17 protein-coding genes and 1 tRNA gene are annotated in these 20,349 nt (G+C 44.7%); 5 read left to right on the top strand and 13 right to left on the bottom strand.

From position 1 onward, the window contains the following. Positions 1-102: 102 nt before the first annotated feature. From B3V51_RS10265 to B3V51_RS10240, 6 genes are all read right to left on the bottom strand, one after another. Positions 103-585, bottom strand: coding sequence for a PIN domain-containing protein (locus B3V51_RS10265; protein ID WP_286708357.1), 483 nt, complete (start codon positions 583-585; stop codon positions 103-105). A gap of 2 nt (positions 586-587) precedes the next feature. After that, positions 588-899 (bottom strand): hypothetical protein, encoded by a 312-nt coding sequence (locus B3V51_RS10260; protein WP_286708356.1) that lies wholly within the window; start codon positions 897-899, stop codon positions 588-590. Between the two features lie 82 nt (positions 900-981). Beyond that, positions 982-2,208 (bottom strand): restriction endonuclease subunit S, encoded by a 1,227-nt coding sequence (locus B3V51_RS10255; RefSeq protein ID WP_286708355.1) that lies wholly within the window; start codon positions 2,206-2,208, stop codon positions 982-984. Then, positions 2,198-3,733 carry a type I restriction-modification system subunit M gene (locus B3V51_RS10250; RefSeq protein ID WP_286708354.1) on the bottom strand — a complete coding sequence of 512 codons (1,536 nt, stop codon included), beginning with the start codon at positions 3,731-3,733 and terminating at the stop codon, positions 2,198-2,200. The genes B3V51_RS10255 and B3V51_RS10250 overlap by 11 nt, the downstream gene beginning before the upstream one ends. 291 nt (positions 3,734-4,024) lie before the next feature. Next, complete coding sequence (locus B3V51_RS10245; RefSeq protein ID WP_286708373.1) at positions 4,025-5,371, bottom strand: MBL fold metallo-hydrolase; 1,347 nt, start codon at positions 5,369-5,371, stop codon at positions 4,025-4,027. Between the two features lie 1,206 nt (positions 5,372-6,577). After that, a complete protein-coding gene (locus B3V51_RS10240) occupies positions 6,578-6,880 on the bottom strand; it encodes a hypothetical protein (RefSeq protein ID WP_071002761.1) in 303 nt (100 codons plus the stop codon). A gap of 357 nt (positions 6,881-7,237) precedes the next feature. Between B3V51_RS10240 and B3V51_RS10235 the strand changes: the two genes are divergently transcribed. Beyond that, positions 7,238-8,020 carry a YdcF family protein gene (locus tag B3V51_RS10235; protein WP_093070132.1) on the top strand — a complete coding sequence of 261 codons (783 nt, stop codon included), beginning with the start codon at positions 7,238-7,240 and terminating at the stop codon, positions 8,018-8,020. A 35-nt stretch (positions 8,021-8,055) separates the two neighbouring features. Here B3V51_RS10235 and B3V51_RS10230 read toward each other — a convergent pair whose 3' ends face one another. The 6 genes from B3V51_RS10230 to ftsL all read right to left on the bottom strand — a co-directional run bounded on the left by B3V51_RS10230 (position 8,056) and on the right by ftsL (position 16,156). After that, positions 8,056-9,006: a putative RNA methyltransferase gene (locus B3V51_RS10230; RefSeq protein WP_186475411.1), complete on the bottom strand. Its 951-nt coding sequence runs from the start codon at positions 9,004-9,006 to the stop codon at positions 8,056-8,058. 128 nt (positions 9,007-9,134) lie between these two features. Next, positions 9,135-10,253 carry a phospho-N-acetylmuramoyl-pentapeptide-transferase gene (gene mraY, locus B3V51_RS10225; RefSeq protein WP_186474969.1) on the bottom strand — a complete coding sequence of 373 codons (1,119 nt, stop codon included), beginning with the start codon at positions 10,251-10,253 and terminating at the stop codon, positions 9,135-9,137. A gap of 3 nt (positions 10,254-10,256) precedes the next feature. Further along, positions 10,257-11,705, bottom strand: a complete 1,449-nt coding sequence (locus B3V51_RS10220) for a UDP-N-acetylmuramoyl-tripeptide--D-alanyl-D-alanine ligase (RefSeq protein ID WP_093070127.1) — start codon at positions 11,703-11,705, stop codon at positions 10,257-10,259. A gap of 83 nt (positions 11,706-11,788) precedes the next feature. Beyond that, entirely contained in the window at positions 11,789-13,525 is a 1,737-nt protein-coding gene (locus B3V51_RS10215) for a UDP-N-acetylmuramoyl-L-alanyl-D-glutamate--2,6-diaminopimelate ligase (RefSeq protein WP_286708353.1), read from the bottom strand. Positions 13,526-13,592: 67 nt separating this feature from the next. After that, entirely contained in the window at positions 13,593-15,677 is a 2,085-nt protein-coding gene (locus B3V51_RS10210; protein WP_186474971.1) for a peptidoglycan D,D-transpeptidase FtsI family protein, read from the bottom strand. Beyond that, positions 15,674-16,156: a cell division protein FtsL gene (gene ftsL / locus B3V51_RS10205; RefSeq protein WP_071003736.1), complete on the bottom strand. Its 483-nt coding sequence runs from the start codon at positions 16,154-16,156 to the stop codon at positions 15,674-15,676. The genes B3V51_RS10210 and ftsL overlap by 4 nt, the downstream gene beginning before the upstream one ends. Before the next feature lie 14 nt (positions 16,157-16,170). Between ftsL and B3V51_RS10200 the strand changes: the two genes are divergently transcribed. Continuing rightward, on the top strand, positions 16,171-16,329 hold the full coding sequence (locus tag B3V51_RS10200; protein ID WP_156770989.1) for a hypothetical protein: 159 nt from the start codon (positions 16,171-16,173) through the stop codon (positions 16,327-16,329). A gap of 242 nt (positions 16,330-16,571) precedes the next feature. On the opposite strand, the gene rsmH is transcribed toward B3V51_RS10200, so the two are convergent. Beyond that, positions 16,572-17,585 (bottom strand): 16S rRNA (cytosine(1402)-N(4))-methyltransferase RsmH, encoded by a 1,014-nt coding sequence (rsmH, locus tag B3V51_RS10195; RefSeq protein ID WP_286708372.1) that lies wholly within the window; start codon positions 17,583-17,585, stop codon positions 16,572-16,574. A gap of 373 nt (positions 17,586-17,958) precedes the next feature. Here rsmH and gltX point away from each other — a divergent pair, with 373 nt between their 5' ends. From gltX to B3V51_RS10180, 3 genes are all read left to right on the top strand, one after another. Further along, positions 17,959-19,482, top strand: a complete 1,524-nt coding sequence (gene gltX, locus B3V51_RS10190; RefSeq protein WP_286708352.1) for a glutamate--tRNA ligase — start codon at positions 17,959-17,961, stop codon at positions 19,480-19,482. A gap of 144 nt (positions 19,483-19,626) precedes the next feature. Further along, complete coding sequence (locus tag B3V51_RS10185; RefSeq protein WP_186474972.1) at positions 19,627-19,992, top strand: hypothetical protein; 366 nt, start codon at positions 19,627-19,629, stop codon at positions 19,990-19,992. Positions 19,993-20,114: 122 nt separating this feature from the next. Continuing rightward, positions 20,115-20,190: transfer RNA gene (locus B3V51_RS10180), tRNA-Ala, on the top strand. The last annotated feature ends 159 nt before the right edge of the window (positions 20,191-20,349 follow it).

Raw genomic sequence — 20,349 nt, 5'->3', positions numbered from 1 at the left:
AATAAAAAACCGCCGAGGTTGCGCGTTACCCAAAGGGCACTAAGCATGGCGGTTATGTTAGGTATAGATTAGTTGATAGTTGTTTTGCGTCAACAATACTGTTTATAAATATTTTCTTAAATGGGTAAAGTTAATAGCCTCTATGCCATGACCTGCTGCAAACCCATATAGATCAAGGTCAGACGTAAGTAGGACACATTTATCTAAATGACAAATATCAAATAAGGCAGCATCTGATAGTCCTAGCTTAATAAATGCAGGACTTACTATAATTTGCTTAGCAGATAAGTATTTTTCATCAACTTGCACAACAAACTGACTCAGATAACCAAATAGCACCTGCCGCTTTGCCCCTTCAAACCAATCAAGCAAGTTAGCAGTTTCAGTTAAGACTTGCGGTGTAGTAATAATAGATTTAAAACCTGATAAAGTATTATCCAATATCTTGGCATCAGCTGTCGTATATTCTCGTGTACGCTTAAACCTCTCTACTTCACCATCACCAAGCTGAGCCACCAAATACATAGTTAGTAGATTAGCATCAAGCAATACATTTTTTGATTTATCAATATAATGATAAGTCACTGCTAGCCTACGTCACGTATTAGCATACCTTTGAAACTGCCGTCATCTCCGCTAATACGAAATGTTTTATATTCCCGCAAGGTTTCTTTTTCTATGTTGCCAGACCCTATTAAATTACCTACTGCTGTATAAGGGTTTGCTGCTTTAGCTATTGTTTTTACTCGATAGGAATCGTAACCTAAAGTAATGCGCCATTCCTTACTATCGTCATCAAAAACGACTTCTTCCAAGCCTAGATTTTTGATATCTTCGTCTTGATAAAAGTCATTAGCATATTGGCGTGCTAGCCTTACTGCCTGAGTCACTTCGATCATGTCATATACTCCTATTGAGCTTTTAATTCATTTTAGACTATTTAGATGCCTCGGGGTGCATGAAACGTATCTTATATCAAAATTATCCCACATCAACCACCACCCGCTTCTTACCCGTCAACAATACCTGCATCAGCGCCTTTTTCTCTTGCTGCAAATCAGCCAACTGCTGCTCAAGCAGATCAATTTCTTTATCGGCATTGATTAATACGGTGGCGATTTTTTGTTGTTCTTTTTTATTTGGATATCTAATTGATGTTTTTCTCAGATCTCCTATACTTATATTAAGTTGAGCGGCACCTGCCGCTTTATTTAATATACTTTCTCTTACTCTATCTGATAAATATATATATGAAACAAAGTCTTGATTCGAATTAGATTTTGCTCTAATTTTCCCTACCCGTTGATTGAGATAACATGGTAAATCAACATTTTTAACTGTAGCGTAATTATCTAAGCTACCAGACATTCCAAAAATGAAGTCACCCTCAGACAATTTATATCTTTCTAGTCCTACAACGGTAGATTTAGGTACTCTCGCAGATTGTGTAAGATTTAAGACACCTTCTTTAAGGTCACTCATTCTAACAATTGAATATGAATCATTTTTATGTTCAACAAACTCATTGCTTTTAAAGGCGTAACCAGTCGTAACATCCACCAAATCTCCCAACAAACCCTCTTCCCACTCATCCTCAAACCTTTTCCCATCGTCATTAAGCAAGCGCTTTTTACCTGTTAGCAATTGCTGCATCAAGGCTTTTTTCTGCTGGGTACTATTCTCAATTAAACGCTCGGTCGTGCTAATCGCTTTATCCCAAGTGGATAGGATTTTGGCGATTTTTTGTTGTTCTGGGAGAGGTGGAGTAAGGACTTCAAGCGGTCTTAATACCTGCAAATTAATATTTTTTTGAGCATTCTGTGTTGCTTGTCCATCTAGTTCCTTTTGACATGTCTCTAAGTAGAAATACAGCCAAATAACATTCGTACCTTCTTTAGGCTGAATAGCTACTAAACTATCAGGGCAAGCAACATCAAACGAAGTGATTGCAACATCACCAATATTTGCTGCAATAGTGATGAGAATAGTATCTTTCGGAAATAAACGACTAACCTTTAATCCTTCTTCATTTAAAGTCTGACTGTAGGATTTTAAGTATGTTTTTGCTCCTGCAATATCACCAGTTTGAACAAATGGAATTTCACCACCATAATATTTTGGGTCATTTCTTGGACGTGCCGAAAACTTTCCTCTTTCAACAGATGCTAAATTTTCTAAATTTCTAACCTCCCATCCTTTAGGCACCATAACCCAACTCCTTTAAAAACCCTGCCATTTCAGTCTCTAGACTTTCTAACTCAGCTTTTAATTCAAGACGCTCAGCACGCACCGCGTCCAAATCAATCTCTGCCTCTTCCTCAAAGGTATCGACATAGCGTGGGATGTTTAGGTTAAAGTCGTTTTCCTTAATTTCATCGAAGCTCGCTAGATACGCGTATTTATCGACACTTTCTCGCTCTTTATACGTCTCAATGACTTTGGCAATATTGCTATCGGTGAGCTGGTTTTGATTTTTGCCTGATTTAAACTCATTGCTGGCATCGATAAACAGAACTTTGTCATCAGTTTTGTTCTTTTTAAACAACAAGATAGCAGCTGGAATCCCTGTCCCAAAGAACAGCTTTTCAGGTAAACCAATCACCGTATCGAGTAAGTTTTCTTCGATGAGCTGCTGACGGATTTTGCCTTCGCTTGACGCACGGAATAGCACACCATGCGGTACGACCACACCCATACGGCCAGTCGCAGGCTTTAGCGTTTCGATCATATGACTGATAAAGGCATAGTCGCCCTTAGTCTTAGGCGGTACACCTCGATGGAAGCGACCATAGGGATCGCTACTGGCATCGTCATGACCCCATTTATCTAGTGAAAACGGCGGGTTGGCGGTCACCACATCGAACTGTAATAAGTTCTTGCCGTCGCTACCTAATAGCAGCGGATTGCGGATGGTATCGCCCCACTCAATACGGTGGTTGTCCTCACCGTGTAGGAACATATTCATTTTTGCCAGTGCCCATGTCGAGCCAATGGCTTCTTGACCGTATAGCGCATACTTCTTAGAGTTTGAGTTTTTGCGTACCATCGCCCCGCACTTAATGAGTAGCGAGCCTGAACCACAAGCTGGATCACAGATTTCATCACCCTCAACAGGCTCAAGCATAGTCGCTAGCAAATTCGATACTTCGGGCGGCGTATAGAACTCACCAGCCGTCGCGCCACTACTTGCCGCAAAGTGCTTGATTAAGTACTCGTACGCATTGCCAATCACATCGAGGCTACCGACACGCTCGGCACTTAGATTCAGGATGTCTTTGCCAAAGTCTTCTAATAAGTGGCGTAGTAGCTCGTTCTTTTGCTTTTCTTGACCCAGTTTATCAGTGTTAAAACTGATATCTTGGAAGACGTTTTTGAGCTTAGTACCGTTGGCTTCTTCGATAGCGTGTAGCGCCTCGTCAATACGTTGACCGTTGCCCGGCTGATGACGCTGCTCATACAAGTCCCAAAAGCTTGCGCCTTCAGGCAAGACAAAGCGCTGCTTTGACATCATGGCGTGGATCAGCTCTGGGTTGTCGCCAAACTGCTCGACCAGCTTGTTGTACTCATCTCGATAGACATCAGACAGATACTTTAGGAACAGCATGGTTAAGATAAAGTCTTTATAGGTATCGGCGCTGATGACTCCTCGGAAAGTATCACAGGCGTTCCATACGGCTTTATTGATATCGTCTTGATTGATTTTGCTAATATTATTAGTGGTACTGGCAGGCATTTATTAGTCCTAGATACTTTGGAAGGTTACGAGTTTTTATAATAAACAATGATGGTTCGATTAACTCGTTTCGCTTGGAAGTATAGCGCACATTACTGTTTCGAATAAGGTGTAATGTATTGCCGTTAGTTGGTCTAAGAATATACTAAGTCGGCTCTAAATAAAAAAATAGCGCCCAAAATAGGCGCTATTTTTTACTACTCTGAATAATGATTTTCAACGATAATATAGATAGAGTGCATTGGCAAAATAGTTCATTGTTCTCATATATCTCGAATACCGTTTGCTATTTTAATCATGAGCGGCTTGCCACGCACCCATTGAACCTAGGTAGATATCAATATGCTCAAAACCACGACTGGCAAGCCATCCTGCCGCTATCGTCGCTCGTGCACCGCTGGCGCACATCAACGTATAGTGGCGACTTGAGTCAAGCTCATGCCAACGCTCGTTAAGATGTCCGACATAGATGTGCTGTGACCCTTCAATTGCATTGGCATTCCTCTCATCGATATCGCGTACATCGAGCAGTGTCCAATTTTGAGCATTATTAAGACGATCTTCTACTTCATGTGTATCAACCATAGGGGTTTGTTGCATTTGCTCCCCTTTAGCAGCAGGAACGACACCCACATAGCCACCCACTACATTGTCGAGAGCAATTCGTACCAGATGCGCCATCGCAGTAGCAAGCTGCTCTTCATCAGACGCAATCAATGCCAAACTTTGTCCTTCTTCAATAAACCACCCAGCAAACGCAGGAAGCATGTTTACGGGTAGACTCATAGACCCATGCAGGTGACCTGAGGCATAAGCCATTGGTTCACGAATATCGATAAGATGATCGGCACCGCAGCTATTGAGTTGATCAAGCGAAAGATTACGAGGGCGCATAACGACTGGTGGGGCTTCACCACCTTCCATATTCAGTCGCTCCATTAACCTAAAGTAAGGTGGTTGGTAATGGTTTTCGCTCACTTTAAAATCAATAAAGTCATCACGGTCTGTGATTTGTAAACGCGGATTGTTCAATCTTTCGTGGCCGACGGTAGAAAACTCACGCTCTGCCATCCCTGAGCCACAGACTGACCCAGCACCGTGAGCAGGATAAATAATGGCTTGATCACCAAGCGCTAGAATATCTTGTAGTGAGTCGAAAAGCAGGCCTGCGACTTCTTTGCGGCGATCAGGATAGAAGTCAGTACGACCAACATCTCCCACAAATAGCGCGTCGCCAGTAAAGACACCAACCGCTTTGTCTGGATAGGCGGTATCAAACAGAGCATAGGCAAGGTGATCATCAGTATGACCGGGCGTTTCTAGTACGCGAATTTCAAGTTGACCAATAGTAAAGCAATCACCATTACGCGCCGTCTTAGCATAGACAATTGGTCGCTCTGGATTGGGGCCATGTAATACAATGGCTCCTGTCATTTCTGCCAAAATTGGTGCACCAGAGACCAAGTCTTCATTACGATGAGTCTCAAAAATATGAGTGATCTGAAGTCCTGCTGCGCGTGCCTTTTCTACATATATCGCACAGTCACGACGTGGATCTATCACCGCAGCCTGACCACCAGAACCCACTAAATAAGAGAGGTGTGAAAGACCAGATGTTTTAATCTTTTCCAAAAGCATCATTGTATCCTTATTATTATAATTTAAACCAGACGGCTACTTTCAATAGTGAGCTATCATTAATTGGCTAAATATCAAAGAGCTATGTGAACTTGTTAAAAGTACCATACTATTTTAACGGTTATCAATATACAATAACATATATTAACTTGGTTGCTTTTATCAAAAGCAACATGCTTTATCTTTGAGACTTCGATACCTTTTGCTAGGAACAGTTTTTTAGTGATAATATGCACTTGAAATTAAATTTTCAAACTAGAAACATCTTGTTACAAATAAAAGGAAAGAAAATTCCGTTATATTTCTTACATCCAATACTTGAAAGGTGTTGGTCTAATAGCTGGTCTATAACAATTTTATAGAATATAAATATTAATAAAATCAATTGCTTATACATAAAGTTTGACTTCCTCCTTCACCGCCAATCTTATCTATTCTGAGAAACGCACTAGTTTTTCTGTACTGTCATACTCTATCCTAAATAAAATCCAGACACCTTAACAGTAAGACTGTCAGTCTGATCGTCTAATGCTGCCTAAATGGTGATTTTTATCCTATCTATCAAAAAAAACCACCAATAAAGAATATTGCTGGCTCATATCACTGCTCTATTGCTGCTAATATCTAAATCTACAGCTGTTTACTGCCTATACATCTCTTTATTGCTTCTTTTTCACTGTCACTTAGATTCATATGTAACTTGTTCAACCCCAAACTTATGCGGCAGTCTCGTCTGATTTTTTTCGTTTCAGCAGACATGACTGGTTTTGGAGTCGCGTTTACTGCTTCTGCAAAAGCAATGCTTGGTACCATCGCGTTGGCTGAGTAGCCTATTACACTGAATAAGGTGATAAATAGTACGAACAAGGTTTGTCTCATGGGCGCTCTCAGTCGATTTTTAAGATGATTATTTAGGACAGTCAATGAATATTTAACATCACTGGTTTGATTGAAAAGCACTACTTGAGATAACTAGCGCGCGCAGATGATGTTAATACTGTCTCTTATCATAGCCAGTTCCTATGTTAAGTAGCTTGATGAAAGTTTAAGAAACGTTAAGGTGTGAGCGTTTTGCATATCTGCTAAACCGTAATATCTCTTCAAATAGAGATACAAGACCAGATATATCACAACTACTAGCCAAACCATTGCACATAAAAATGACGCCTACTTAGGGCGTCATTTTTAAATAATCAGATATCACTTTTAAGAGCGGTGTCTGTAGTCGTTTTTGCTTTGTTTATCGTTTTTATATTTGCCCTGATATTTGTCTTGATGCTTTTCTTGTGCTTTATGCTTGGCAGCCACTATTTTTGCTTTTTGCTGTGATACCTTTGCCTTGTTTTTGACAACTTTATGTTTACTACCTACTTTGGCTTTAGCATCATGCTTTTGATGCTGTACTTGAGCGGCATGAGACTTTGAGTAGTCAGGTGCAGCGTTGGCTTGACCAACCATAGATAAACAAGCGGTAGCGGCTAAAATCGAACTTACTATTATCTTTTTCATTGTTTTTTCCTAATGTAATTCATATTAATAAATGATGATTAAAGATACCTTATGAAGTATCACGATAAAGCATCGCTCTATCGACAAAGAAAATGATAACTGGTTCTCGTATTAAGTAGCTTTATGAAACTTGAAGAAAGGTTGCGATTGTTACCTTTATTTGGCATATTCGTCCACTAAACTGCAGACAGTTGTATAGTTGTGCCACTGGTGTAAATAGACGGGCAGACCTAGAAGTATGTATAACGCTTTTGGTCGCTGTTGATGTGGCTGTAGCGTTTAATATTTGATGCTGAATGTTTGACACTTATATAGAAAGCGTGATTGATCTATCAGTGCTGACAGGATAAAAAATTTATGTTTGGATTATTACGTATCGTATTGATAGCGCTTGGATCCATACTCATCATTGACTGTACTGCTCTGATGGCCGTAGATAAGGTTAATTTTGGTACAGTGCTGCCTTTTTTGATAGGCGTGGTTTTTGTAGGGCATGGACTAGGTGCTCCTTTAATTATAAAAATACTTGCTAAGAATCCTTTACTGCGACGTATTTGGTACGGATTGTGGCTAGCGTTTGGGTTATGGTTCATAAGCTTTTTGCTCTTTGTTTATTCATTGCAGCAGCAGATTGCCCAGGGCAGACAAGATTTGCCACCTGTAGCAGCTATTATTATACTCGGTTCTGGGACGGTCGATGGCAAGCCGACCCCTACCTTAGCTAGTCGCTTGGATACGGCAGCAACACTGATTGAGCAGCAACCACAGGCATTGATTATTACCAGTGGCGGTATGGGCTATGAGCACACGCGCAGTGAGGCGGACATCATGGCGACTTACTTGGCGCAAACCCATGACATTCCACTAGATCGTATCTATCAAGAAGGGAAAAGTACCAGTACTGAGGAGAATTTGGCGTACAGCCAAATCATACTTGAACAGCATGGTATTGATAAAGAGGTACCGATTGCGATTGTCACCAGCGACTTTCATACCATCCGCGCAGCCGCCATTGCCCTCCATCAAGGTTATACGCAACCAATCACGCTTGCCAGCCCAACCCCACTGTCTATTCGCTACAATGCATGGTTTCGAGAGTATTTTGCCTTTGGTAGCGGTTGGCTACTACAAGAATACTGATTAGTGGATGCCGTAACAAAAATATTAAAAGGCTCTCAACTGGACGCCTTTTTTTGCAAAATATAAACCACAAACTTGGCCTCTGTATTAAATGGCGCGTGCTTACTAAGCTCCAGTAACGCTTGTCTTTTTTCACTACGTGCGCGGTAGGCATACGGGGTCATGGTCATTAAATCAGCCAAATCATCCGCTGATAATGTCATCTCTGTACTAACATGGTCAGTCCCCATCAACGTAAAGTATGGCGCCAACTCGTGTAAAAACTTATCAGAATCATGCTCACGCACATCATCGAATAAGGCATCTCGCATCGTCGCCAAGTGTCCGGCATCTGGTTTGGCAATGATTAAATAACCATCATCGGCCAATACCTCAGCGAACGCTTCAGGTAAAATAGGACTAAAAATACTGCTAATACCCGTCACACTATGAGAGCGTAACGGTAGATGCGCGGCGCTGGTCACTAGCGGATAAATCACCGTTGTTTTGGCAGCATTAGTATTATTGCGCTGATACCAAAGACGACCTGCCGCCTTACTGACTTTAGCCAATTCCACCAATGCAGGTTTGCTGATATCCGCTGCGAGTAAGTTATCAATAATACCTGAGCCAAGTTGTGCCATTGCCTGCGTGTAGTAGCCCTCGCCGCAGCCAATATCAAGCCAATTCACAGACTGAGTATCCTGCTCCTCTATGGCCTCACTTTTTGACAGTAGCGCTGCCATCTTTTGGCTAATCAGATTCTGTAACGGCCCATAGTGCCCATGGTTCAAAAATCGCTTGCGGGCATTGATAGATTCTTGACTGTCGCCAGGTGCTTTTGATTTCTTCTGCTGTACAGGCAACAGGTTGACGTAACCTTGGCGAGCCACATCAAAAGGGTGTGAGGTGTTTTTGGGGTGCAAACTACCGTCACAGCGCCACGTATCGGCTGCAGGCTGCATGGGTGACTGGCAAAGGGGACAAATAAATAAGGACACAGGTATCTCAACGTCATAGCAATATGACCCACATTTTAACAAATTTCGTGTTGCTTAGACGATAAAAAGCCACCTCAATAATCATCGAGATGGCTTCTAAGCAGGAAAGTTAGGTATGTTTGAGGCTTGTTTTTCTAACGCAGCTTCAAAGTCATTAACCCAAGGATGACGAGAATGATGGCGATAATCCAAAACCGCGTCACCACTTGCGTCTCTTTCCAGCCAATTTCTTCAAAATGATGATGTAGCGGAGCCATACGGAAAACGCGTTTTTTGCGCAATTTATAAGAGCCAACTTGCAGCATTACTGATAGCGCTTCAGCGACAAATAGACCACTCATAATGGCAAAGGCAATCTCTTGTCGCGTCATCACGGCAATCGTACCGAGCATCGCACCCAGTGCCAACGCGCCCACATCACCCATAAATACTTGTGCAGGATGCGCATTGAACCACAAAAAGCCAAGACCCGCCCCGACCATGGCGCCACAAACGATAATGACTTCAGAGTTATAGGGAATATACGGAACGTGCAAATAATCCGCAAAGCGCACATCGCCTGACACATAAGCCATCGCACCCAAGCCTGCTGCGACAAGCACTACTGGTAGGATTGCTAAGCCATCAAGGCCATCAGTTAAGTTAACCGCATTGGACGCACCATTGATCACAAAGTAGGTAAAGATAATAAAACCAATACCAAAAGGTACTGCCGAAAATGGAATCATCCAATCTTTAAAAACCGGCACCAACAGATCTTGCATCTCGTGAGTCGTATTGATATCCGGCTGTAGTGTGGCGATGTAGTATAAAGAGACGCCGACGAATAATGCGCCCATCGACAACCAAAAATATTTCTTGCGCGCAATCAGACCTTTGGGATCTTTATACTTGATTTTGAGCCAATCATCCGCCCACCCTACAGCACCGAAGATCACCATAACAACGAGCAAAATCCACACATAAGGATTGTTCAAACGTGCCCATAGCAGAGTCGATACCCCAATAGCACTGAGAATCAATACCCCGCCCATGGTTGGCGTACCGGTCTTGACCAAATGCGATTGCGGCCCATCATTGCGAATGGCCTGACCGTATTTGAGCGCACGCAGATGCTGAATGACCCGCCCGCCAAAAAACATACTAAACACAAGCGCTGTGATAACCGCAAGCAGCGCTCGCAACGTCAACGAAGAAACCGCAGAAAACGGTGTATAATACTGGCCAAGCCAGCCAAACAACCAAACTAACACCGCCTACTCCTCTACTAGCGCATGAATAAGTGTTTCCATTGTCATGGAACGCGAGCCTTTGAACAACACCGTACAAGGTTTTGCTTGGTGCGCTTGTAAATACGGCTGCAAATACTGCAATAAGCTGTCTTTGTCTGCGAATGCCTGAGCATTGATATCAGCAACCTCTTTCGCACCAGCAACGGTGGCCTTGGCATATTCGCCAACACAGAGCAGCACATCGATACCTGTGGTCGCGATAGTACGGCCGAGGCTTTGATGCTCACTAACTGCCGCCTCTCCTAGCTCGCCGATATCACCCAACACCATCACTTGCGTACCCGTTTGTGCAGCCAATACTTTGGCAGCGGCGCGTACCGAGTGTGGGTTGGCGTTATACGTATCATCAATCAGACGGTGCTTACCCAGTATCTGACTGTTCAGACGACCTTTGGCTGGACGCGCGTTTTCAAGGCCGATAACAATATCACTGACGTTGATATTTAATGCATGCGCACAGGCTGCAGCAGCCAAAGCATTATTGACATTGTGCTCGCCTGCTAATGGCAAATTGATATCATGAACCTGATTACCGATATGTAGCTTAAACTCACTACGCTCAGGCTCTACATCTAGATGGCTTGCGCTCACATCGGTATTACCAAACCCAATCACATGTGACGTGTGCTTTTCAGCAATGCGGCGTAACTGATTGGTAAAATCGTCTTTATCAGGAACAATCGCAAACTGCGCATCCGTTAAGGTGTGATAAATCTCCGCCTTGGTTTGGCAAATACCTTCACGGCTACCGAACTCACCCAGATGAGCCGTACCAATATTTAGGATACAGGCCACATCAGGGCGCACAATCTCAGTCGTATAGGCGATCTCACCAATGTGGTTGGCACCCAATTCTAAAATGGCATAGCGATGATGGTCTGATAACTCAAGCAGCATCATTGGCACACCCAAATCATTATTGAGGTTACCACGAGTAATCAATGTCGGTGCCAATCGACCAAAAATACTGCCTAGCATTTCTTTGCAGGTGGTTTTACCGCTAGAACCAGTAATCGCTATCACGGTCAGATCTTTATGCTGCTGACGACGATAGCTTGCCAACTGCCCTAACGCCAAACGGGTATCACTGACAACCAGCTGCGGAATCGCATTTGACTCAGATAAGATAGGACGAGACACAATGACAGCAATGGCACCTTTTGATGCTGCCATATCGATATAGTCATGACCATCGAAGTTCTCACCACGTAACGCCAAAAAGATATCACCAGGCTTTATCGTACGAGTGTCGGTCGCAATACGCTGACTGGCTAGGGCTGGCTGGCCTGCATCTGTATAGTCTTGTGGCAATTGCCAGTGACCATCGAGCGACGCTGTCGCCTCGAGCATATTATCCATTTGCCAGACATAAAGCCCTTGCGACTGGATGGTGTTATCGTTGTCGGCTGTCATAATGGTTACCTTATATAATGACTACTCAATTTTTATATTTAATGTTTAATTTTTTGATAATAGGGGTATCGATAATCACTCGACTATATAGGGCCCGCTTGCGCTAACGCCTGCTGCAAAATCACACTGTCATCAAAATCGTAACGGACGTTGTTAATCTCTTGATAGGTCTCATGGCCTTTACCAGCGATGACGACAATATCGTCTGGACCTGCCTGCCTGACGGCATATTCAATGGCTTTTTGGCGAGCAGGTTCTATATGTGTACGCTGATATTGCTCAGCACTCATCCCAGCCTGCATATCCTGTAAGATGGCATTAGGGTCTTCGGTACGTGGATTGTCAGCGGTCAAGACAACTTGATCAGCACCTGTGAGGCCCGCTTGCGCCATCAGTGGGCGCTTACCTGCATCACGATCGCCGCCACAACCAAACACTGCCCATAGCTGGCCTTTACAGTGAGTTTTCAGGCTCGCCAGCACTTGACTTAAGGCATCTGGCGTATGCGCATAATCAACGATAAAACAGCCATAATTTGATGGCACGCGCTGCATACGCCCAACTGCACCTTGTAGCTGCGTGACCGCAGTCGCAATGCGTCCAATATCCACATTTGAATCAGTAGCAGACTTAGTACCAGTAACAGTCGCTACTGCTGCTGCGATAGCGGCAAGCAAATTGGCAACATTAAAGCGACCGAGTAATGGACTGACAATCTCGATAATATCCGTTTTCTCATCACCAACTGTTTTATCATTAAAGTCAGTACGCAGACTTATCTTGACGCCCTGTAGACTTGGCTCGATATCAGCAGCGACAAAAGTAGCAGATGTTGCAGGCTCTAGACTGTACGTCCATACCGTCAAGTCACTAGCAGTGGCTGTATCCAACATAATCTGAGCATATTTATCATCGACGTTGATGATGGCATGGGTCAAATCTGGGAAGTGAGCTTTATCAAATAGCTTGGCTTTGGCAGACGCGTATTCTTCCATATCAGCATGATAGTCTAAGTGGTCACGACTCAGATTGGTATAAATCGCAATGCTAACTGGCACGCCTTGTAAACGCTGCTGATCCAGACCATGAGAGCTGGCCTCTAATGCCAATATTTCAGCATTCTCGGTACCCATTTGATATAAAAACTGCTGTACAGCTAAGGCGTCTCCAGTGGTATGGCTGGCTTGCACCAAAGCGCCAAGGCGACCATTACCTGCCGTACCCATCACTGCACTGCTCATGCCTGTTAATTGGGTCAGCTGTGCCACCAATTGACTGATGGTGGTTTTACCATTGGTTCCCGTGACAGCGACTACCTTTGGCAGGGTCACTGGCTGCTGATATTGCAAATATGCTTGGATTAAGCTGCCTAAGAAATCACGAATATTAGGAACGTATAAGATTGGGCACGGCAGCGCTGCTAATTGCTGCTGTGCGTTAGACTCACCATCCATCTTCAGAGGGGTATTTGCTTCGCTAATCAAGGCAGCAGGATCCATCTCTGAGAGGACAAAAGCAGCCTTCTCAGCGGCTTGTAGCAAATAATTTCGGCTCTTTTGGTAATTTGGATTGTGGCTTTTTAAAAGGATGAATACGTCATTATTGGATAGTTGACGGCTGTCTAGTTGGAACTGCTGAAAAGGAATATGAGCAATTGATTGAATCTGATCCGCCCCTGACTGACTCGACGCCTGTTGAACCGATGCTGCGATCATCGCGGTTAGCTGTTGCGCCAGCCTATTATCGCTAGTATGGATAAGCTGCTGTAGAGTGGCCGTCGTAACAGTGGCGCTATTTGGCGATAAGGTAGGCATGGTCATGAGCAAATCCTAAACAGTTAATACAAATCAGCCCTTAAAGAGCTGACTACTTAAAATCATTGAACGCCTACTGTGGTTCTGTTTTGAGCGGCTTATCTAAAGGCACATTATACAATCGTAACGCTTCTTTCATCACGTTGTGGAACACAGGTGCGACCGTTAGACCCGCATAAATCTGACCGCGCGGATCTTCAATGAGCATGACGCCCACAAGCTTTGGATTAGACGCTGGTGCCATACCAGCAAAGACATTGCGATACTGGTCAGAATAATAGCCACCCTCTGGGTTGATACGGCGCGAGGTACCCGTCTTGCCTGCCACACGGTATCCGTCAATGGCGGCAGCTTTAGCTGTTCCACCTGCCTCGGTCACGCTCTCAAGCATCTGTACAATAGACATCGCCTGCTCGCGCGCCATAATACGCTTGCTTGGTTGCGGTTTGTCATCTTTGATCAAAGTCAACGGGTGCATCACGCCACCTGCTGCGAGGGCTGAATAAGCCTGCGCTACCTGCGCTAGTGTCACTTGTAAACCATAACCATAGCTGACTGTCGCACGGCGTGAGGTTTCTTTCTCTTTTGGCGTCACAATCAGACCACTGCCCTCACCTGGGAACTGTAAAGGCGTTTTTGAACCAAAGCCAAACTGTCGTTGCATATTAGTAATGGCATCAGGCGGTAGCGACAACGCAATCTTAGTTGAAGCCACGTTACTAGACTTCTGTAATAGCGTCGCCATGTTGATCATGCCCAAATTATTATGATCGCGGATGGTATAGCCACGCACGCGAATTGAGCCAGGATTGGTATCAATTAAAGTGGTCGGCGTATATTTGCCTGAATCTAAGGCTGCCGCAACGGTGAACGGCTTCATCACCGAACCGGGTTCAAACACATCCAATAGCGCACGGTTACGCTGGTTTTCACCGGTCATCTCATTGAGATTGTTTGAGTTGAATGATGGCCATGTGGAGAGCGCCAGTACTTCACCAGTCTGTACGTCGACGATCATACCCGTCGACCAGCGCGCTTTTTGCAGACGCCCTGCTTTTTCTAGCTCTTTGTAGAGCAAGTATTGCAACCGCGAATCAATCGTCAGCGCCACATCTTTGCCTGGTATCTCAGGCTCAAGTTGCTTGATCTCTTTTAAGCTGTTTTGTTTGGCATCTTTTAAAACAAGCACTTTGCCATCGTCGCCTGCTAAATCTTTTTCATACTGGCGCTCAATACCAGCACGTCCTTCGTAACCACCCTCAGGGTCGTTGGCGTTTTGCCCCATAAACCCTAACAACTGCGCGTTAGATTGCGGCTGCGGATAATAACGCTGAAAGAAATTTTTCTCATGGACACCAGGGAAATCAAGCGAGCTAACACTTTGCGCAATCTCAGGTGTGACTTTATTGAGAAGGGGTAAATAATGCGAGCCTGCACCAGAGGGCAGCGCCGCTTTGACTGCTGCTTCATCGGTCACATCAATACTGTCATCGATTGCCGTGGCTTTTTTTAGCTCATCGACAGAGATGTTGGCAGCCGCAGCCAGCGTCGTCAGATCCATATTGTCCAAACGCTTTTGCATACGCGCCTGCAATTGTGGACTATTAGGATTGGTCAAGATAATACGTTTGAGCTCGTAGTATTCGCTCGCGTAATCATGCGGGCTAAATGACACGGTCGCCAGCGGTGCGCTCACTGCAAGTGGTAAATCATTACGGTCAGTAATCATACCGCGATAGGATTTTTGCGTGCGCTCACTGGTAATGAGCTCATTACCTTTGTCTTGATAAAACTGCGCGTTGGCCACCTGAATATAGTAGGCACGGCCAATCAATAGCACCAATATAACCAGCGCCAAACCCCAAACGGTACGAAAACGGTTTTTGTCCTGCTCAAAGCCGCCACGAGACGAGGCGCCAGAGGCTTTACCTAAAAACCCTCTTTTGCTCTTTGGGTTTCTGGCACTAGCATGCGTCCCTTTCGTGTCACTCTTTTTGATACGATCAAATAATTTGGCTTTACGACTGCCTGCCGCTTTATCACTCGTTTGTCCAGATTTAGCAGCGCTCGCACGGCGTAATGGTTTGGTCACCTTGCCACTGGCTGGTTTTTTACTGGTATTTTTTGCTGATGTGGATTTAGGTTTTTTGTCGCTCATTGTCCTGCCTCCGCTACCGGTTCTTCAGGGGAGATATCGGTAGAGGCTCGTGGTCCGACCACATCTAAATCTAACTCATCGTCGTCATCAGAGACTACTGGTGCCAAGGCGGTGGCGACACCAGGCTGAATAATCAGCTTATCCTTTAGTGTCGGTGAGTACATACCCAATTCCGCCACTGCACGACTGGCGATTTGCGGCGTGGCGCTAAAAGTTTGCTGCTCAATCAATAGACGCTGATGTTCTATTTGTAGCTTACGCTCTTGTTTTTTCATGTCTTGCAAGGTTTTATAATCCTGATGATATTGCTGAACGGCTTCGGCAGTCTTGATGCCGCTCCATACGATTGCGGCTGCCAAGAGCAGTAATACGACCACATAAATGCTCACCACATTGAACCGACGCACGAATAGCTCGCCGATATCGGTGTTATAGGGCGCGACGGCGCGGCGGTTTGCAGGTTTGTCAGATATTGCCATGACGATCTCAAAAAGTGAACGTAAACGATAAAGTAGATAATGGTCTGCAAGCAATGAACGCATCATTGCTCAGCCATACCATTGATAAAAATAAAACCAAAGATGACCGTCTTATAGCGGCAACAGCCTACCGCTATAGCGATATGTCATATCAAAACCTGCTGTCTTACTAAACCTGCTATCTTGCAAAGTCGAATAGGTCGAATAAATAATCACGTTATTTTAGAGTAAAGAATGATTGAGTCGCTTGATATCTCAGACACTCTCAACTAATAAATGACGGAAAATTATTTGCTGAGCCTAACAGACAATATTTACAGCTTTTTAACAGTGGCGTAGCGATTAAGACATTTATGCATCATTCAGACAAACAATAGCAATCATATGCGATTTACTCAGTGTTTTCATCCATGATTTATGGCGCGGCCGTCTGCTGATACTCTGTGTCGGTGCGAGTTGCCATACGCAACCATGCACTGCGCGCGCGCGGGTTTTGGCTCGTTTCAGCTTTGCTGGGGCCAACGCGTTTTGGCTTGCTAAAATAGCGCGGACGATTGGGCGGCATCGGTAGATTTTCATCTTCTGGATATTGCCCTTTGCTATGTCGCTGCAAAAACTGCTTGATGCGGCGATCTTCTAACGAATGGAAGCTAATGACCGCAAGCTGCCCGCCTGACTTTAAGATAGCAATACTTTGCGCTAAAAATTCGTCAACATCGCCCAGCTCATTATTAATAAAAATACGCATGGCCTGAAAGCTTTGCGTGGCTGGGTGCTTGCCGCGTTGCCAATTGGGATGCGCCTCTTTGATTACCTCTGCCAGCTCAAGCGTAGACTCGTAGCTGTCCATTTGCTTGATAGCGCGCGCAATACGGCGACTATGACGCTCTTCACCAAATTCATAAAGCACATTGGCCAATGTCTCATCGTCAACCTGCTCAAGCCACTCGGCAACTGACTGGCCGCGACTGGTATCCATACGCATGTCCACTGCCCCATCGCGCATAAAGCTAAAACCGCGGCTACCGTCATCAATCTGCGGTGATGAAATACCCAAATCCGCCATCAAGCCATCCACTTGCGTAATACCCCTAGCAGCCAGACTATCTGTCAACGTTGCAAAGCTGTCATGAACCACATGCACACGGCTGTCTTTACTTGCCAATTCCTGCGCCACACTAATGGCTGTCGGATCTTTGTCAAAGACAATGAGTGTGGCGTCATCGGCAAGCTGACTTAATAGTAATCTGCTATGACCGCCACGACCAAAGGTCGCATCAACGTATATACCGCTTATATTTAAGCCATTTTGGTCGCCGTCTTTTTGCTTGGGTAGGGATTTTACACCCAGCACTGCCGCGACGGTCTCTGGCAACAGCACCGCATCGTGGACAAAATCCAGCTTATTAGACGGGGCAGAATCTTCCATCGATGATTGCAGGTTTTGAGCTGCATCATTTTCTATCGAAGAAGGGCTGATCGCAGGCTTAGGAGCAGCCGCGACTGAAGAATGGTTAGCGTTAGCATTTGACTTAGATTTAGATAGGGACACAAACAACTCAATAGATGACGACCATACTGGCCAGTAGTTGGATGAAAATAAACAAGTTATGACTTGCCTAGCATTATTATCGCAAGGATACACGGGTAGTCAAGCACTAGAAGGGCTTTTCATTAAAAATATCACATGTCTCTGTTATACTAGCGCTATATTTTACGCTATTTCTTAGCACCCTCTTCATATCTTTCATCGCTATTTATACTAATAGCCTATATTGATAGTAAACTTTGAGACTTTTACCATGCAAACCTCTACTGACAGCAAGCGCCCTGTACGCACGCGTATCGCCCCATCACCAACTGGCTTTCCACACGTAGGTACTGCCTATATTGCCCTATTTAACTTGGCTTTTGCCAAAGCACATGGCGGCGAATTCATCCTACGTATCGAAGACACTGATCAGACGCGCTCGACTGAGCAATCAGAGCAAATGATTTTGGATGCCTTGCACTGGGTTGGCCTAGACTGGAGCGAGGGTCCAGATATTGGCGGCCCGCACGCCCCTTATCGTCAGAGCGAGCGTAGTGATATCTACAAAAAACACGCCGAGATACTCATAGAAAAAGACCATGCGTTCCGCTGTTTTTGTACCCCTGAAGAGCTCGATGCCATGCGCGCTGAGCAAATGGCCAATGGCGAGACGCCGCGTTATGACGGTCGCTGCGCACATCTTGCTCCAGAAAAAACCGAGCAATTAGTAAGCGAGGGCAAACCACACGTGATTCGTATGCGCGTGCCGACCGAAGGCACCTGTCAGGTACAAGACATGCTGCGCGGTACGGTTGAGTTCCCTTGGACCCAAGTCGACATGCAAGTATTGCTAAAAACCGACGGCATGCCAACCTATCATCTCGCCAACGTCGTCGATGACCACTTGATGGAAATCACTCATGTCATGCGCGGTGAAGAGTGGTTGAACTCTGCGCCCAAGCATCAACTGCTGTATGATTATTTTGGTTGGGAAATGCCGACCCTTTGCCATATGCCACTACTGCGTAACCCTGACAAATCAAAACTGTCTAAGCGTAAAAACCCAACCTCTATCACTTACTATCGTGATGCAGGCGTGCTGCCTGAAGCGTTGCTCAACTATCTGGGTCGTATGGGTTACTCCATGCCCAATGATGCTGAGAAATTTACCTTAGATGAGATGATTGCAAGCTTTGATATTCAGCGTGTGTCGCTTGGTGGTCCTATCTTCGATATCGAAAAGCTTAACTGGGTCAATAGCGAGTGGCTACGTGCGCTTAGCCCTGAAGAGCTAAAAAATAAAATCCTTGAATGGGCCAGTAACAGTGACAAGCTGACCGCTATCGCCGCTGCGATTCAGCCACGCATCGAGCTGTTGTCTGACGCGGTCAACTGGGGCGGCTTTTATTTCCAAAACCTGCCAGACATCACCGCTGAGAGCTTCACCCATAAATCGCTTGAGCCTGAGCAAATCATCGAGCTGCTACAACTGGCGCTTTGGCAGCTTGAGACCCTGCCGACGTGGTCGGAGGAAAACATCTATACCACGCTAAAAGGCCTCGCCGCTCACCTCGATATCAAGATGCGCGATTTTATGGCGCCGTTCTTTATCGCGATTGCGGGTAGCACCTCATCGACGCCCGTTATGAACTCGATGGCGATTATCGGTGCGGATATGACCTTGACGCGCTTGCGCCATGCGGTTGATGTACTCGGCGGTCTTGGCAAAAAGAAACTGAAAAAACTTGAGAAGCAGGCGGCAGAGTTGCCAGATTTTTTGGCTGCTGCTGAGTAATTCAGAAGCTGAATAACTTATCTACTAAACAGTTAATTAGCGAAACTTGTCGAATGTAAAAGGGTCAAGCCATCTCTGACCCTTTTTTTGTTGTTAGTCAATACGGCTACTTCCATATCATCAAATTTTTAATTGGAAATAAACATGGCCGCCAAAACCGTCACGATAGAAAGCAAAGATTATGTGTTTAACACTCTAAAAGAAGCGCAAAAATACTACGATGCCATCGTAAAAGAGCTTTTTGAGACAAACCTTACCCAAACCACAGGTCGGGATTTTGAAGATTTAAAATGGATATACCGCACTTACTGCGGTTATACCAAGCATAATCTAGATAAATTAGGCAAATATGACATCATTGGGGTCAAAAGTATCAGAACGATCCGAGAAAAAGGCGGTCAATATGTGCCAACCGAATGCTGTGCGATTATTTTGTCTGATGGCAGCGAAGCAGAGTTTTATACCGATAAAGCCATTAAAGAGATCGCGCTTAAGCAAAATCTACGCTAATTTGGACTTCTTGGGCCTTTAAAATAGGCTAAAACGCTTTTTTTTGCATATTTATGCATTTTTTTAAAAATATCGGTTGACAAGACTGCTGGTCTTACCTAAAATACGCACACTCTTAGCGAGGGGCTATAGCTCAGTTGGTAGAGCACTTGCATGGCATGCAAGGGGTCAACGGTTCGACTCCGTTTAGCTCCACCATACTATTTATCGCTCAACGGATAAATATTGCTTTGAGAACAATGTCAGCACCTAGGCAAGGCTTATTAATAAATAAGCGCTCTGATATTGTGAAGTACCGTTATAACCATAGGTTATAACACTCTATGCGTCCCCATCGTCTAGAGGCCTAGGACACCG

This window comes from Psychrobacter sp. UBA2514 (genome assembly GCF_002341255.1).
Taxonomy (GTDB): domain Bacteria; phylum Pseudomonadota; class Gammaproteobacteria; order Pseudomonadales; family Moraxellaceae; genus Psychrobacter; species Psychrobacter pacificensis.
The sequence above is the reverse complement of the archived record's forward strand: the minus strand, read 5'-3'. Positions and strand labels throughout refer to the sequence as shown.

What these genes read in the sequence shown, in the direction of transcription:
- B3V51_RS10250 (WP_286708354.1), bottom strand. Translation starts at nt 3,733, where the DNA reads ATGCCTGCCAGTACCACTAATAATATTAGCAAAATCAATCAAGACGAT.
- gltX (WP_286708352.1), top strand. Translation starts at nt 17,959, where the DNA reads ATGCAAACCTCTACTGACAGCAAGCGCCCTGTACGCACGCGTATCGCC.
- ftsL (WP_071003736.1), bottom strand. Translation starts at nt 16,156, where the DNA reads ATGGCAATATCTGACAAACCTGCAAACCGCCGCGCCGTCGCGCCCTAT.
- B3V51_RS10215 (WP_286708353.1), bottom strand. Translation starts at nt 13,525, where the DNA reads ATGACCATGCCTACCTTATCGCCAAATAGCGCCACTGTTACGACGGCC.
- B3V51_RS10260 (WP_286708356.1), bottom strand. Translation starts at nt 899, where the DNA reads ATGATCGAAGTGACTCAGGCAGTAAGGCTAGCACGCCAATATGCTAAT.
- B3V51_RS10185 (WP_186474972.1), top strand. Translation starts at nt 19,627, where the DNA reads ATGGCCGCCAAAACCGTCACGATAGAAAGCAAAGATTATGTGTTTAAC.
- rsmH (WP_286708372.1), bottom strand. Translation starts at nt 17,585, where the DNA reads ATGGAAGATTCTGCCCCGTCTAATAAGCTGGATTTTGTCCACGATGCG.
- B3V51_RS10245 (WP_286708373.1), bottom strand. Translation starts at nt 5,371, where the DNA reads ATGCTTTTGGAAAAGATTAAAACATCTGGTCTTTCACACCTCTCTTAT.
- B3V51_RS10255 (WP_286708355.1), bottom strand. Translation starts at nt 2,208, where the DNA reads ATGGTGCCTAAAGGATGGGAGGTTAGAAATTTAGAAAATTTAGCATCT.
- B3V51_RS10240 (WP_071002761.1), bottom strand. Translation starts at nt 6,880, where the DNA reads ATGAAAAAGATAATAGTAAGTTCGATTTTAGCCGCTACCGCTTGTTTA.
- B3V51_RS10210 (WP_186474971.1), bottom strand. Translation starts at nt 15,677, where the DNA reads ATGAGCGACAAAAAACCTAAATCCACATCAGCAAAAAATACCAGTAAA.
- B3V51_RS10220 (WP_093070127.1), bottom strand. Translation starts at nt 11,705, where the DNA reads ATGACAGCCGACAACGATAACACCATCCAGTCGCAAGGGCTTTATGTC.
- B3V51_RS10235 (WP_093070132.1), top strand. Translation starts at nt 7,238, where the DNA reads ATGTTTGGATTATTACGTATCGTATTGATAGCGCTTGGATCCATACTC.